This is a genomic window from Verrucomicrobiaceae bacterium, from assembly GCA_016713035.1.
GTDB lineage: Bacteria > Verrucomicrobiota > Verrucomicrobiia > Verrucomicrobiales > Verrucomicrobiaceae > Prosthecobacter.
This window is the reverse complement of the sequence record JADJPW010000001.1, coordinates 951,607-965,860: the sequence shown is the minus strand read 5'-3', so window position 1 is coordinate 965,860 and position 14,254 is coordinate 951,607. Positions and strand designations below refer to the sequence as shown.

Here is a 14,254-nt window from a genome sequence, read left to right as displayed (position 1 = left end):
CTAGCAAAACGTGTATTGTGGCAAAATCATACGACAGATCATTCCCGGAGAGGGGGCTGGGAAGAAGGAAGAAAAAAGTCATTCTTCGGTTTTCATCTTTGAGCATGCGATTTGCCCGCTAAGTCTGCGCCCCCCTCATGCGTTTCCTCTCGATGAAAAACCTCTTTCCATGCGGTGCAGCACTCGCGGCACTGCTCACTACGGCCTGTGACCGGCTCGGCGAACGTGTCGCCATCACGGAGACACGGCAGATTTCCGAGCACGCGGCCAAGACGCACGCAGACATCCCCAGCGCCACCCGCTTCTTCGATGACACCGCAGAGGAGGAATCCGCACAACGGCCCAGCCTGCGTGATTTGCTGACATGGACGATCCCAGAGGGCTGGAGCGAGTCCGACAAGCCGGACGCAGCAGGCATGCGCCTGGTCGATCTGCGATTCGGCCCAGCGCAGGAGGGCGAGTGCTACATCTCGCTCATGCCGGGGAATGCAGGCGGCCTAGAGGCCAATGTGAACCGCTGGCGCACGCAGATGGGCCAACCCGCCTACTCCGCCGATGAGATCGCCAAATTGGCCAAAAAGCCCTTCTTCAATCGCGATGGCTCTTTTGTGGCCTTTGACGGTGATTTCAAAGGTTTCGGAGCTGAAGCCGCAAAAACAGGCTACCGACTCCTAGGCATCATTCACAGCACCGAACAGGCGACCATATTTGTGAAGCTCACCGGCCCCAAAGCGCTCGTGGAGCAAAACACCGCCGCCTTTGATGCCTTCTGCCAGAGCATCAAACCGAACCTCCCGAAGGAGTGACGCAATCGTCCCTCATCATTTGTCCTTTTTCTCATCGTGTCCTCGCCCACTCCATCTCCTCTCGCGAAACTCATCGCCTTCCTCTCCAGTTTCGGACTCGCGACTGTCGCACTCGCCTTGCTCCTACTCATCACCTTCCTCGGCACGCTGGAGCAGGCGGAGTATGGACTGGTGGCAAGCCAAGCTCGGTATTTTGAATCCTTTTTCGTCGATCGGATCGACGTGGCGGCTTGCTTGCGGGCCTTGTCGATCACGGACTTGGGGAAATTCTCCGTGCCCGTTACCATCATGCCCGGCGGCTACACGCTGATGACAATTTTGTTCGTGAACATGCTGCTCGGGGGCCTGATCCGCATCCGCAAGTCGCCCAAGACCATCGGTGTGGTAATCTCGCACTTCGGCATCCTCTTCATGATCGCCTCCGGCGCGGTGACGTATCACTTTGCCACCGAGGGCATTCTCAATCTGCGTGAGGGCGAGACGGGTGATGAGTTCCAGAGCTTCCATGACCGCGTGATCGAGATCGAAAAAGCTCCTGCGGATGACAAAGCGAAGCGTAGCGCCCTGGTGATCGACGAATCGAGCTACCGCGACCTGGAGCCAGGCAAGGGCCGCACCTTCACGCACGAGAGCCTGCCGTTTGATCTCATGATCACGGGCTGGAAGCGCCATGCGCAGCCCCGCCGCGACAAAGACGGCAGCCGCAGCGATGCCGTGGATGGTTATTTCATCCAAGAAATCAGTGTGCTGGATGAAACAGGCTCCGCACAAGCCGATGAGCAGCTCTCCAGCGCCTGTGTGGCCATCGTGAAGGACAAAAAGACCGGCGCGGAGCAGAAAGGCATCCTGTGGGAGTTCGCCGCTGCGCCGTGGACCGTGACAGTGGGCACGGAGAAATATCTGATCGATCTACGCCGCCGCAGCTTCCGCCTGCCCTTTGCCCTGAAGCTGGACAAGACCGAGCAGGAAAAACACCCCGGCACCGAGCGTGCACGGCGCTTCACCAGTTGGGTGACAAAGCTCACCGAAGGCCGCGAAGAGAAACGCGTGGTGACAATGAATGAGCCTGTGCGCGGCGGTGGCTACGCCGTGTTCCAGCAGAGCTTTGATGATGGCAGCCGTAGCCGCAGTGGCGTGAAGAGCAGCGGCTTTCAGATCGTGGAGAATCCCTCGGATCACTGGCCGCTCATCTCCTGCATCATCGTCGCGGAAGGCCTGCTGCTGCATTTCCTCATGATGCTGGCCCGCTTCATCAAAGTGGAGCCCTGGAAATTCTCCATCGGCCTCATCCTCACCTTCAATGCCGCCTTCGCCCTCGCGATGTGGAAGCTGCTCTGAACCTCGAACGCTCTTTAGACAGGATTAACAAGATGACAGGATTATGCAGGATTTACCTTGGTGCACTCGCTCCCTTTGGGAGATGCCAAGCTTCGTCCATGAATCCCAAGCGGCTTGAAACTGAATCCTGTAATCCTGTGAATCTTGTTAATCCTGTATCAACCGTGTCCAAGTCATGAATCGCATCCTTCATCTTATCACCCTTGCCCTATCCGTCGCTTCCCTGACGGCGCAGGAGGCACCTAAAGCGACTCCTGAGTCTGGTGGTCTCGTGCCAGCTCAGGAAGCCCCGGCCAATCAGGCCAGGAGGCGGACACTCCTCCCCTCAGGCGGCGGCGTGGTCCCGGCATCAGAAAACAAGCCCGCAGAGGATCCGCGCCGTCGCGCCATCATTCCAGCATCTTCAGCTACCTCCAGACTGCCCTCACTCGATCTCCTGCGTGACAAGGAAGTGGTGGACACCTTCGCCGCGATCCCGGTGCAGGAGTCAGGGCGGATCAAGCCTCTGGAAAACATCGCCAGCTATCGGCTGCTGAAGTTCCGCGCCCGGCGCAGCATCTGGCTGACCGACACGGGTGAGATGGAGGGGAAACCTTTGATCGACCCGGCCACGCAAAAGCCCATCGAGAGGGAACCAGGCAAGCCCATGAAGCTTAGTGCGATGGAATGGCTCCTCATGAGCTGGTTCCGCCCCGACATCGCCAAAACGGTGCCGCTTTTCAAAGTGGATAACTCCTCCGCCATCACGGAGCTGGGCCTCACCGCCAAAGCCAAGCGCGATCAATACACCTCCGCCGAGATCGAGCCCGCACGGCAGACGCTGATGGACAAAATGGCCGAGTATCGCGAAATCCCAGCCAAAAAGCAGTCCCCCGAGCAGCGCATGATTGTGCAGCTCGCGGCGAACTACCTGGACTATGAAATGATCACCGGGCACTTCGATTTTGTGCGATCGCCTGTGGGTAAAAACGAATCAGCCCTGCCCGCAGGAGTCGAAAAGCCGCTACGCCTTTCCAAAAGCCTGAATGTGCTCGCTGCCGACATTCGCAAAGGCGACGTGCCTCCGATGCAGAAGCCGTGGTTCCGCTCTTTTGGCCAAGGAGCTCTCGGTGCGATGATGAGTGGCAATTCAGAGCAACAACTGCGCATCTTCCCGCCCGCAGCCAAAGAGGATGAACAATGGCATGGACCAGGTGAAATCATTTTCAGCACCATCAACAGCGACAAAGAAGCCACGCCAGAACAACTCGCGTGGCTAGCAGACTATGAAAACATCTTCCTCGCACTCCCAGATGCCGAGAAATTCAAATCCACAGCCAAAGCGCTGCTCACAAAAATCCAAGATGCAGCAAAGGCACGCGGTGAGGGGAAGTACATCGCACTGGAGCGGCATGCGATGAAGGCGGACTACTTTTTCTATGCGCAGTGGCTTTTCCTCGTGGGGCTGGTGCTGGTGGCGCTGACGTGGATCGCGCCAGAGTCGGGTTTCGGACGGATCGCAAAGATCGGCGCCTGGCTGCTGCTGCTGGCGGCCACGGGCTATGCGGTGACGGGTGTGGTGGTGCGCTGCATCATCATGCAGCGTCCTCCCATCACCACGCTGTATGAGACGATCCTCTTCATCGGCTCCTCCGTGGCGCTATTTGGCCTGCTGGCGGAGTGGATGACCAAACGCGGCCTGGGACTGCTGGTGGCAGCCATCGGCGGCACGGCATGCATGTTCCTCGCGATCCAATTTGAGGCCAGCGAGGCCACAGATACCCTCCAGCAGCTCCAGGCAGTGCTGATCACGAATTTCTGGCTCTCCACCCATGTGCCGCTGATCAATCTGGGTTACGCGGCCTGCATGGTCGCGGCGCTGATTTCGATGATCTACTTCGCCCAGCGGCTTTTTGGCAAAATCGGCCCGAAGAGCGATGACGGACGCTTTTTGACCCGTGTGGCTTATGGCTTCATTTGCGCCGGATTGTTCCTCTCGCTGGTGGGGACTGTTTTGGGCGGTATTTGGGCCAATTATAGCTGGGGCCGCTTCTGGGGCTGGGACCCGAAGGAGAATGGTGCGCTCATGATCTGCCTCATGTGCCTCGTGATCCTGCATGCCCGCCTCGGTGGCTACATCCGTGAGGTAGGGCTGCACTGCTGCAATCTGGCTCTGGGCTGCATCGTGATCTTTTCATGGTTCGGCGTGAATCAGCTCGGTGTGGGCTTGCACGCCTATGGCTTTACCGATGGCATCTGGCCGAAAATTTATTGGTACTGGGTCTCCCAGGCCGCGCTGATGCTCTACGGGTTGATTTTGGCCTGGTCGGACCGCACCAAGCGTGCTGCGACGGAGAAAGAGAGCCTTGCGTGAGCCTCTGAAGGCCTGGCTTAGAAAATCTCGTTTGCCAAAATACAGGATATATGTCCAATATACTGGCAAACCATGCGCTCCATCGCCCCCTATCTCTTTCTCGCCCTCATCGGTCATGTGCAGGCCGAGCTTCGTGTCCCAGCCTTCACCGCCTACTCGGAGCCGGATTTCCACGGAGTGGAGATCTCACGAGAAAAGGGCATCTCAGGCTGGAAGGATAAGCAACAGCACCTGCTGTGGTTCGGAGAGATCAAAACGCCCGGCAAGCTCACCGCGAATTTACGTGTCGCAGGCGATGACGGCCGCGCTTTAAGGCTCCAGGTAGCTGAAACAGGCCACGAGGCAGTGGTGACGCGTGGGGTGGCCGATTTTGGCGAATTCCAGATCACGAAGGCAGGCTATGTGCGCATCGAGCTGACCTCTCCGAGCGATGCAGATGGCCGGGGCAGCATCGAGGCCCTCATCCTAGACGGCCCTGCTGCCCAGGATGCGCATTTCAATCTGGAGCCGCGGCGCAATGCGGCCTCCGTGCATCTGATGTATCCGACGCCGAAGGATCTGAAGATCTCCCTGTTCTACAACGAGGTGACGGCGGTGGAGGAGCCCCTGCACACATTTTACATGGCCTGTGGCTTTTCACGCGGTTACTTCGGCATGCAGGTGAATTCTGGCACCGAGCGACGCATCATTTTTTCCATCTGGGATGCGGGCAATGGCAGCAACGCCATCGACCGCTCCACCGTGGCAAAGGATGACCAGACGCAGCTCATCGAGAAAGGGGAAGGCGTGGTCGCGAGCGTCTTCGGCCATGAGGGCACGGGCGGGCACTCGCACCTCGTCTATCCGTGGAAGACCGGCGAGGCGCAGAAATTCGTGGTCGCGGTGAAGCCCGTGGGCGAGCACACGACGTATAGCGGCTACTGGTTTCACCCGGAAAAGCGGGCCTGGATGCTCATCGCCAGTTTCCGTGCCCCAAAGGACGGCAAATACCTGCGCGGCCTGCACTCCTTCAGCGAGAATTTCGGCGGTCAAAATGGCCACCTCCAGCGCAAAGCACTCTACGGGCCACAATGGATCGCCGATGCCGATGGCAAGTGGACCGAGCTAACCACCGCGAAGTTCAGCCACGACCCCACAGGCAAAGAGCAGCGCCTAGACCGCTTCATGGGGGTGGAAAAGGGGCGCTTCTTCCTCTCACACGGTGGTTTCGTGGAGGGCTCCACACCTTATGGCACACCCTTCACCCGCCCCGCTGCGGATGTAGCACCGACCCTAAAGCTGCCATGACACCCGCATTCCAAACCCATCTCTCCGCCCAGCTCGATGCCATCCGCACGGCAGGCACCTACAAGCAAGAGCGGGTGCTCACCACCCCCCAAGGCACGCTGGTGCGGGCAAATGGCGGCGCGGCAGTGCTCAATCTCTGCGCCAATAACTACCTCGGCCTAGCCCAGCATCCCAAGGTGCGGCAGGCCGCGCATGAGGCGCTGGAGCACTGGGGCTACGGACTGGCGAGTGTGCGCTTCATCTGCGGCACACAGGGCGTGCATAAGGAGCTGGAGGCCAGCCTGACCGACTTCCTCGGCACCGAGGACACGATCCTCTATGGCTCCTGCTTCGATGCCAATGGCGGCCTGTTTGAGACCCTCCTCGGGCCGGAGGATGCCATCATCAGTGATGAGCCTGAATCATGCGTCGATCATCGACGGCGTGCGCCTGTGCAAAGCGAAGCGCTACCGCTACAAAAACTGCGACATGACCGATCTGGAGACTCAACTGATCGCTGCCGATGCCCAAGGTGCCCGCTTCAAGCTGATCGCCACGGATGGTGTGTTCTCGATGGATGGCTACATCGCCCCACTGCGGGCGATTTGTGATCTAGCGGAGCGATATGGCGCCCTGGTGATGGTGGATGACTCCCACGCCGTCGGTTTCATGGGCCAGACCGGACGCGGCACGCATGAGCATGCCGGGGTGATGGGCCGGATCGACATTTTGACCGGCACCCTCGGGAAAGCTCTCGGCGGAGCCAGCGGCGGCTACACCAGTGGACGGCGGGAGATCATCGAGCTGCTGCGGCAGCGCTCGCGGCCGTATCTATTCAGCAACACGCTCTGTCCCAGCATCGCAGGCGCATCCATCGCCGCACTGGATTTACTGCGGCAGTCCACCCGGCTCCGCGACACGCTGGAGGCGAATACTCGCTTCTTCCGCACGGAAATGGCGGCAGCCGGATTCCAAATCGTGCCCGGTGAGCACCCCATCGTACCGGTGATGCTCGGGGATGCGGCGCTGGCGGCTCGGTTCGCAGAGCAAATGCTGGAACATGGCGTGTATGTGATCGGCTTCAGTTACCCAGTGGTGCCACAGGGGAAGGCACGCATCCGCACGCAGATCAGCGCCGCACATACTCGGCAGGATTTGGAGCGTGCGGTGAGAGCCTTTTCAGCGGTCAAGGTCAACCTGAAAGTGTAACGCCATAAGTGTTGCGTTGACGCGATCCGTCAGCGGCTGCATAGCGCCGCATGCGCCGCCCCTGGATCAAAATCGAAGTCTGTACACCCGACAAACCGGAAATCTGTGCCATCGCCTCCAAGCTGAAAATCGCCGCCGATGCGGTGGTCGGAAAGCTGGTGCGTCTATGGTCCTGGGCCGAGCTGAATCGGGTAAATCCTAACGATTTAAGCGTTACAAAAGAGTTTCTCGATAAACTCTGTGATCGGAAGGGTTTTTGCGAGGCTCTGATCGCCTGCGGTTGGCTAGTCGAAGCAGGAGATAAGCTATCCTTTCCACGTTTTGCCCGGCATAATGGAAATGACTCCCGAATCCGCTCTCTCACCGCCAGAAGAGTCGAGGAGCATCGCCTTCGCCGCCGCCAGGAAGACGGTCAGCCCATAGTAACGAAACGGAAGTTACGCAATGCCAAAAAAACCAAGCATATCCCATCCCCACCTGAGCCCGAGGTCACAGATTTAACGCCAGAACCAGCTACAGATGAGGCCATCACTGAGCTAGAGGACATCACCCCACTGGAGGACACAGCTCCAGCACCGACAGCGCAGGAAATCCTGGAGGACTTCCCCGCCCCGCCACCCGCCGTGATAGCAGCGGAGCCTATCGAGGCCCCCTTGCCAGAGGAACCCACGCCCGAAGAAGAGGAGCCCATCGAAGAACCCAGCTACACTTTGCCGAAAATGGAGCCCGTGACGCTTTCTCCTCCGATCGAGAAGCCGCAGCCGCCAGCAGAGATCCAGGAGCCCCCACCACTGGAACTCGACGCCGAAGCACCAAAGCCACGCAAAGGCCGCTCGAAACGCCCCCAAGAGGATGACAACCAGCCGTTGCTCTTTTGATCAGGATTCTGCGTTGAAGCCGCCCACCAGTGCGGCGATGAATCCGGCCAGAATTCCCGAATGATCGCCCCGAATCTCGATACCATCGCCCTCATCGCCGGAAACGGCGTTTACCCGGAGACCTTCGTCCATGCGGCACGGAAGGCGGGCGTGAAGAAACTCGTCGCAGCGGCCTTTACCAATGAAACGAAGCCGGAGCTGGCCGGCATGGTGGACGCCATCGAGTGGTTCCGCGTCGGGCAGCTCGGAAAGATGATTTCTTTCTTCAAAAAGCAGGGCGTGACCCAAACCGTCATGGTGGGCCAGATCGCCCCAAAGAACCTTTTCGACCTACGGCCAGATCTGCGCACGCTGATCATGATGGCGAAACTGAAGCAGCGTAACGCGGAAACGCTCTTTGGCGGCATCGCCAGCGAAATGGCCAAAGATGGCATCACCCTGCTCCCAGCGACGACTTTCCTCGAAAACCTGATGCCCAGCGCCGGCCACGTCGCGGGGCCGCAAATCAAAAAACGGCGTCAAGAAGACGCGGAATATGGTTTCAAAATTGCCAAGGAAAGTAGCCGCCTCGACATCGGGCAGACCGTGGTGGTAAAAAACGGCACCGTACTGGCCGTGGAGGCCTTTGAAGGCACCAATGAGGCCGTAAAGCGCGGCGGAGCCCTCGGACGCGGTGGCGCGACGATGGTGAAGGTGTCGAAGCCCAATCAAGACATGCGCTTTGATGTCCCCGTCGTGGGTCCAGACACCATCCGCACCGCTGCAGCTGCGGGAGTCGATCTCATCGCCGTGGAAGCCGGCATGACCCTCATCCTCGGCCGCGATGAGGTGCTGCGACTCTGCACCGAGCTCAAAGTCAGCGTGATCTCACTGGCCTGAGTCCACTTTTTAGAGCCTGTCCGTTAAAAGATGTGAGCGGCCATAATTGAGTGTAAGGCGGAGGATGGAACGTCACTACCCCAGCGATGTGAGCGAAGTCGAATGGGCACTATTCGACCCCTTCATTATTTAACCTGGATAATGCAATAGAGTAGCTGGAGTGAAGCGAGGGGGTGTTACTACGAGGGATTGACGCGTGTGGCAGAATCACCGTGATGGTGAATCTACCGATTGAATACTCCGACAAGCCTGTGACGCCCTTTGGCGGCATGGCGTTGATGAAGCGTTTTGTGGATCAGACTGGTATCCGCGAACATCTGGCCACCTTGGATCTGCCTCAAGGCGGGTCGAATCGAGCGTATGATCCGGTGCAGATCATCGAAAGCTTTTGGCTCAGCATCTGGACGGGAGCCAGTCGCTACATCCACTGCGATTGGTTGCGCCAGGATCAAACGCTCGCAGCCATTTTTGGCTATGAGAGCCTGCCGAGCCAAAGCACCTACAGCCGATTCTTCGGCAAGTTCTCTCAGGCACGCAACACGGTGGTGTTCCCAGCATTACAGAAGTGGTTCTTTGCGCAAATCAACGTGGGAGCAGTGACGGTGGACTTCGACAGCACGGTCATCACGCGCGATGGCAGCCAGGAAGGCGCTGCCAAGGGCTACAACCCCAACCGCAAAGGGCGCAACTCGCACCATCCGCTCATGGCCTTCATCAGCCAGACACGCATGGTAGCCAACGCATGGCTGCGCCCGGGCAACACGGCAGCGTGCTCCAATTGCGTCGAGTTCATGCGCGAGACTTTCGATGAGGCGCTCGCGGGAGTGAAGGTGGGCCTCGTGCGTGGCGACAGCGGTTTTTATACTGACGAAATCCTGAGCGCGTTGGAAGAGCGCAGCCTCAACTACATCATCGCCGCGCGGGCCTACTCCAACATCAAGAACGAGGTCCACGGCATGAAGGACTGGGTGGAAATCTGCCCCGGCATCGCAGTCAAAGAGTGGCGGCATCAGTCAGCCGATCCGAAGACCAAGGCGCGTCGGCACATTGTGGTGCGTAAGCAGATCAGTCGCCGTTCACAGGCCGGAGGCAAGTTGCTCTTCGACGACCTGCCCGACTACCGCTTTAGCCTGTATGTGACCAATCTCGACCTGCCGCTCGATCAGATATGGTACATCTACAACACTCGGGCCGACTGCGAGAACAGGATCAAAGAGTTGAAGCAAGACTTCGGCCTCGACGCGTTCTGCCTGCAGGAGTTGACTCGGTCGCCGCCTCACGGCTCCCTCGCCCTGCGGGCTGCACTGCGTGCAGTCTGTCTCGCTGCCCGCCGGGCAGCTCGGCTTTGGGCCAAGGAGGCCTCGTTCCGCTTCATCATGGTGGCCTATAATCTGATGAGTCTGTTCCGGCATTTTGGACTCAACAGTCACAATCAAGCCACCTTGGTGACGCTGCGATCCTATTGCTTTGCAATAGGCGGTTGGGTCAGACAACACGCTCGAAAGCGAGTGCTCAAGCTCTCACTGCCTGGCAAAAAACGTCCCTGGATGGACGCTATCTTCCGCCAAATCGAGGCTCGCCCACCGCCGTTCGCTTACTCAATTGCATAATCCGGGTTTATCCAGGAAAACCCCCAGTTTTGCTGGGGGACTCCCAGAGTTTGACAGTTCCGGGAGTCCCCGGATGGCTGGTGATGTGTGACCGCTCAAAGTGACACAAAACCAAGCAAATCAATGGAACAACAAAGTTTAAATCATACGAAATGGGAATGTAAATATCATGTGGTCTTTATCCCGAAATGTCGGCGCAAAGTGCTCTACAAAGAGCTGCGTCCATATTTAGGTGAGGTATTCAGATCGCTTACGGAGCAGAAAGAATGCCGCGTGGAGGAAGGCCATCTGATGCCGGATCATGTGCATATGCTGCTGAGCGTGCCGCCGAAGTATGCGGTATCGCAGGTGGTAGGCTACATCAAGGGCAAGAGCGCGATACATCTGGCACGGGCATATGGCGGACGACGACGAAACTTCGTGGGGCAACACTTTTGGGCGAGGGGCTACTTCGTCTCAACGGTGGGTCGAGATGAAGCGGGGGTGCGAGCGTACATTCAAAACCAGGAGCAGGAGGATAAGCGTCTCGAACAACTAGAGATGTTCAACGGGTCCTAGCCGCCTACTGGCGGCCCCAAGCACAGAACAACCCGCTTTGAGCGGTTAACATATTACAAGCCCCCGGCTTTGCCGGGGGTATCTGACTGGTTCTTCGCGGGTTTTGATGGGTGAAGAAGTTGGGGTAAAGAGGATAAATGCCGCACGATCAAAGCCTGCAACAGCACTATCATCTACTCCTCGGCCTCGACAAAGACTGGGAGGTGCAGGAGGTGAAGCTATTAATCCGGCACTAAGATAGCACATCAAGCTGCATATTGGGTTGAGGCAGATTTAAAGAAGGCACGGACTTGTTCTGGCAGCCTCTGGCATGAGCGCATCTGGCCGATGATCTGCTTTTGCGGCTCCCGCTCACTCCGGGCGGCGGGTAGCACTCCCAGTTTGCTTTTCAGCGCACGGTTGAGCCTCTCGTCGGGATTGAGCTCTGGACTGTAGCTGGGCAGGTGATGCACCGCGATCTGCTCCTGATGCTGCTCCAGCCACTCCTTCACCGGCTTGCTGTGATGCACCCGCAGGTTGTCGAGGATGAGATACACTTTGCGCCCCTGCATCGAGCGAACCATCCGCTCCAAAAGCGGATGAGAAGCCGCGCGTCCAGTGCCCCTTTGTAAACCATCCACCGCGAACTCCCCGGTTGCTCACCGCGCTCATCATCGAGCTACCAAAGCGCTTGGACATCTGCTTTATCTCGGGCGTCTCTCCGCGTGGTGCGTAGCCTCTCACGGCATTGGGCTGGTTGTTGACCCCGGTCTGGTCACCCCAATAGATCTCGGCCCCTTCCGCCTTGGCCTGAGCTGCGATCTGCGGATACTTCTGCTCCAGCCACGCCTGGACTTCCTTGGGTCGCTGCTCGTAGGCCTTCTTCAATGGCTTCTGGGGTGTGAACCCCCAGCGCTTCAAATACAGCCCCATGGTGCGCATGGGCAGCTTGAGCCCGAAGCGCTTGTCCAGCAGTTGGGCGACAGCTTTGCGGGTCCATAGTGCAAAGGGCAGCTTCAACTGCTCGGGCAACCTGTCGGTGATGAGCCTGCGCACTTCCTTCTCCTGCTCGGCGCTCATGAGCCGTTTATCCCCATGTTTCCTGCCGCGCTCGTCGCACAGCAGGGCTGCGGTGCCGTGTTGGCGCTGGTGCCGCTTCCACTGCTGGACAGTGCGGGGATGCACCCCCACCGCCTCGGCAATGTCATGTTCACTCCAGCCTTTTTTGGCCAGCAGCATCGCCCGGCGACGTGCTTCCACCTGTTGTTCCTTGCTTAGTTTGCGTCCGTCTTCTTTCATGCGGACGCACCATTACCACATCCTCATAATGCGTGCTATCTATTTACCGGATTAGTAAGTTTGGAGGCACGCACGGTTTGTATCAGGCTTCGACACAGAGGTGGCTTGGCGGTCATCTGTCCTGGATGCCAGAGGCGTTGCAGCATCTTCGATCACGCCCCGGAGAGGAAGTGGCGGCATCTCGACACCATGCAGTTTGAGACCGAGCCTGCGAACCCGCGTGCCGCGCTGTCAGTGCGAGCATTGCGGTGTTAAAACCATCGAGGTGCCATGGGCGGGCAAACACTCACCCTTCACCTGGATGTTTGAGGCGTTTGGCGTTGCCGTGCTACAAAGCGCGGCGAGCACCCGCGAAGCGTGCGAACTGCTGCGCATCGGCTGGGAAGGCGCACATCGGCTCATGGAGCGGGCAGTGAAGCGTGGACTGGTGAGGCGCAGCCTAGATGGTTTTGAGTATGCAGGGATGGATGAACCGAAGCGCAGCGGAGATAGCCAGCCGCAGGCTGCCCGTAGGGCGAGCGTAGCGAGGCAAAAGAGCTTTGGCAGCGGCCACGACTACATCACCACACTCAATGATCTCAGTGAAGGATCTGCTCGCGTGATTGAGGTGGTGCACGGGCGCAAGCACGAAGACGCCGTCGCGCTGCTGGAGCAGATCCCCGAAAGCCATCGTCGCCGAATCAAAGCCGTGGCCATGGACATGTGGGACGCTTATCTTAAAGCCGCACGGCAAGTGCTGCCGGAAGCCGACATCGTGCATGACCGCTATCACATCAGCGCCCATCTCAACGCAGCGGTGGACCGCGTGCGCAAAGACGAGCACAAGAGGCTCATGGGTCTGGGGGATGACACACTCAAAGGGAGCAAATACCAATGGCTGCGCACCCATGCCGACAAGCGTAGCAGCGAGGCAGTGAGCTTTCGCAAGCTGCACGAGCTGGATCTGAAAACCAGCCGAGCGTGGCACTACAAGGAAGACTTCCGCCACTTCTGGAACTACCTCTATGCCGGAGCGGCGGAGCGGTTTTACAAAGGTTGGCGCAAAGCAGTCATGAGCAGCAGGCTGGAGCCTATCAAGAAGGTAGCACGGCTCATCGACGCGCACTGGCAGGAGATACTCAACTAGGTCAAGCACCGCATCACCAACGCAGCGAGCGAGGGAGTCAATAGTCGAATCCAGGCGATCAAAAGCGCGGCAAGAGGCTTCCGCTCATTCGCCAACTACCGCGTGCGCATCCTCTTCCATTGCGGCAGACTAGATCTCAAGCCTTCCCACACCCACTAAAGCCCGCGAAGAACCTTTTTATTTTTGTCTGCGTTTTGGTGGACTGGCTAGTGGGGCAGGTGTGCGGTTTTCCGTTGATTCTGCGACTGATGAAGTGCGGTATTGTGAGTGTAGCTGCTGCATCTCTGGCGGTAGCGACTTGCCTGAGGAATAACGTATGGTCCGATGAGATCACCCTTTGGTCCGATGCGACGGCTCAAAGCTCTAAGAAGTTTGTGGCTTGGCTGAATCTGGGGACACTACAGGCGAGAGCGGGGATGAATGAGAAAGCCCTAGAAAGCTACAATCATGCGGTTGAATGCGCCCTGGACATTTTTTTGACCAGATACAATCGAGCCCAGCGTTTTGCAAAATTAGGACGCTGGCAGGATTGTGTGGATGAGTGTGAGAGAATCGTGGTGGAGCCTCCGCGTATGGAGCATGACCTGATTGTATATGCTCATCTAGGCTTTGCCCTGGCTTGCACTGGCAAGACCGGGGAAGGGGCGAAGTGGCTACACCGCATCCTCCAGTACAATCCACAGCATTTTAAAGCCCTCAAGCTCTTGGGAATTGTCCATCATGCTCAAAAAGAGATGTCGCAGGCAAGGCATTATCTCACTCGTGCAAATGAAGTGGAGCCTGGTGATCCTTTGGTCGCGGAGGTGCTGCAGGCCAGTTACTAACCGAGCTGTAGGCAAAAGCTGGTCAATAATGAAATGCATTTTGCTACACTGTCGTGTTTTGAATTGCCACGCGAGTGGTGCCCAGACGGGCTGCGGCAGTCTTTTGCAGATGGGAGGTCGTTCATGGCA

At 58.2% G+C, this 14,254-nt stretch carries 11 protein-coding genes and 2 pseudogenes; 12 read left to right on the top strand and 1 reads right to left on the bottom strand.

What is annotated here, in order from left to right; translation table 11 throughout:
- Nucleotides 1–152 precede the first annotated feature (152 nt).
- The 9 genes and pseudogenes from IPK32_04180 to tnpA all read left to right on the top strand — a co-directional run bounded on the left by IPK32_04180 (nt 153) and on the right by tnpA (nt 10,897).
- The gene (locus IPK32_04180; protein ID MBK8091195.1) at nt 153–806 is read left to right on the top strand and encodes a hypothetical protein; all 654 of its coding nucleotides are present in this window, start codon (nt 153–155) and stop codon (nt 804–806) included.
- Nucleotides 807–842: 36 nt separating this feature from the next.
- Nucleotides 843–2,144 (top strand): cytochrome c biogenesis protein ResB, encoded by a 1,302-nt coding sequence (locus IPK32_04175; protein MBK8091194.1) that lies wholly within the window; start codon nt 843–845, stop codon nt 2,142–2,144.
- Between the two features lie 175 nt (nt 2,145–2,319).
- Nucleotides 2,320–4,497 carry a cytochrome c biogenesis protein CcsA gene (gene ccsA, locus IPK32_04170; protein MBK8091193.1) on the top strand — a complete coding sequence of 726 codons (2,178 nt, stop codon included), beginning with the start codon at nt 2,320–2,322 and terminating at the stop codon, nt 4,495–4,497.
- A gap of 72 nt (nt 4,498–4,569) precedes the next feature.
- Nucleotides 4,570–5,784, top strand: a complete 1,215-nt coding sequence (locus tag IPK32_04165) for a DUF3472 domain-containing protein (GenBank protein ID MBK8091192.1) — start codon at nt 4,570–4,572, stop codon at nt 5,782–5,784.
- Nucleotides 5,781–6,972: pseudogene (gene kbl, locus IPK32_04160) on the top strand (glycine C-acetyltransferase). Before IPK32_04165 ends, kbl begins: the two are co-directional and overlap by 4 nt.
- A 50-nt stretch (nt 6,973–7,022) precedes the next feature.
- Nucleotides 7,023–7,850: a hypothetical protein gene (locus tag IPK32_04155; GenBank protein ID MBK8091191.1), complete on the top strand. Its 828-nt coding sequence runs from the start codon at nt 7,023–7,025 to the stop codon at nt 7,848–7,850.
- Between the two features lie 60 nt (nt 7,851–7,910).
- Nucleotides 7,911–8,729 (top strand): UDP-2,3-diacylglucosamine diphosphatase LpxI, encoded by an 819-nt coding sequence (lpxI, locus tag IPK32_04150; GenBank protein MBK8091190.1) that lies wholly within the window; start codon nt 7,911–7,913, stop codon nt 8,727–8,729.
- Between the two features lie 215 nt (nt 8,730–8,944).
- On the top strand, nt 8,945–10,339 hold the full coding sequence (locus tag IPK32_04145; GenBank protein ID MBK8091189.1) for an IS1380 family transposase: 1,395 nt from the start codon (nt 8,945–8,947) through the stop codon (nt 10,337–10,339).
- Between the two features lie 123 nt (nt 10,340–10,462).
- Nucleotides 10,463–10,897 (top strand): IS200/IS605 family transposase, encoded by a 435-nt coding sequence (gene tnpA / locus IPK32_04140; protein MBK8091188.1) that lies wholly within the window; start codon nt 10,463–10,465, stop codon nt 10,895–10,897.
- Between the two features lie 245 nt (nt 10,898–11,142).
- Here tnpA and IPK32_04135 read toward each other — a convergent pair.
- Nucleotides 11,143–12,175, bottom strand: a pseudogene (locus tag IPK32_04135) (IS630 family transposase).
- Between the two features lie 220 nt (nt 12,176–12,395).
- On the opposite strand from IPK32_04135, the gene IPK32_04130 reads away from it, so the two are divergent.
- The 3 genes from IPK32_04130 to IPK32_04120 all read left to right on the top strand — a co-directional run bounded on the left by IPK32_04130 (nt 12,396) and on the right by IPK32_04120 (nt 14,125).
- Nucleotides 12,396–13,301: an ISL3 family transposase gene (locus IPK32_04130; GenBank protein MBK8091187.1), complete on the top strand. Its 906-nt coding sequence runs from the start codon at nt 12,396–12,398 to the stop codon at nt 13,299–13,301.
- Between the two features lie 12 nt (nt 13,302–13,313).
- Nucleotides 13,314–13,460: a transposase gene (locus IPK32_04125; GenBank protein ID MBK8091186.1), complete on the top strand. Its 147-nt coding sequence runs from the start codon at nt 13,314–13,316 to the stop codon at nt 13,458–13,460.
- Between the two features lie 257 nt (nt 13,461–13,717).
- A complete protein-coding gene (locus IPK32_04120; protein ID MBK8091185.1) occupies nt 13,718–14,125 on the top strand; it encodes a hypothetical protein in 408 nt (135 codons plus the stop codon).
- Nucleotides 14,126–14,254: the final 129 nt, after the last annotated feature.

What these genes read in the sequence shown, in the direction of transcription:
- IPK32_04180 (MBK8091195.1), top strand. Translation starts at nt 153, where the DNA reads ATGAAAAACCTCTTTCCATGCGGTGCAGCACTCGCGGCACTGCTCACT.
- ccsA (MBK8091193.1), top strand. Translation starts at nt 2,320, where the DNA reads ATGAATCGCATCCTTCATCTTATCACCCTTGCCCTATCCGTCGCTTCC.
- IPK32_04165 (MBK8091192.1), top strand. Translation starts at nt 4,570, where the DNA reads ATGCGCTCCATCGCCCCCTATCTCTTTCTCGCCCTCATCGGTCATGTG.
- IPK32_04155 (MBK8091191.1), top strand. Translation starts at nt 7,023, where the DNA reads ATGCGCCGCCCCTGGATCAAAATCGAAGTCTGTACACCCGACAAACCG.
- lpxI (MBK8091190.1), top strand. Translation starts at nt 7,911, where the DNA reads ATGATCGCCCCGAATCTCGATACCATCGCCCTCATCGCCGGAAACGGC.
- IPK32_04145 (MBK8091189.1), top strand. Translation starts at nt 8,945, where the DNA reads ATGGTGAATCTACCGATTGAATACTCCGACAAGCCTGTGACGCCCTTT.
- tnpA (MBK8091188.1), top strand. Translation starts at nt 10,463, where the DNA reads ATGGAACAACAAAGTTTAAATCATACGAAATGGGAATGTAAATATCAT.
- IPK32_04120 (MBK8091185.1), top strand. Translation starts at nt 13,718, where the DNA reads ATGAATGAGAAAGCCCTAGAAAGCTACAATCATGCGGTTGAATGCGCC.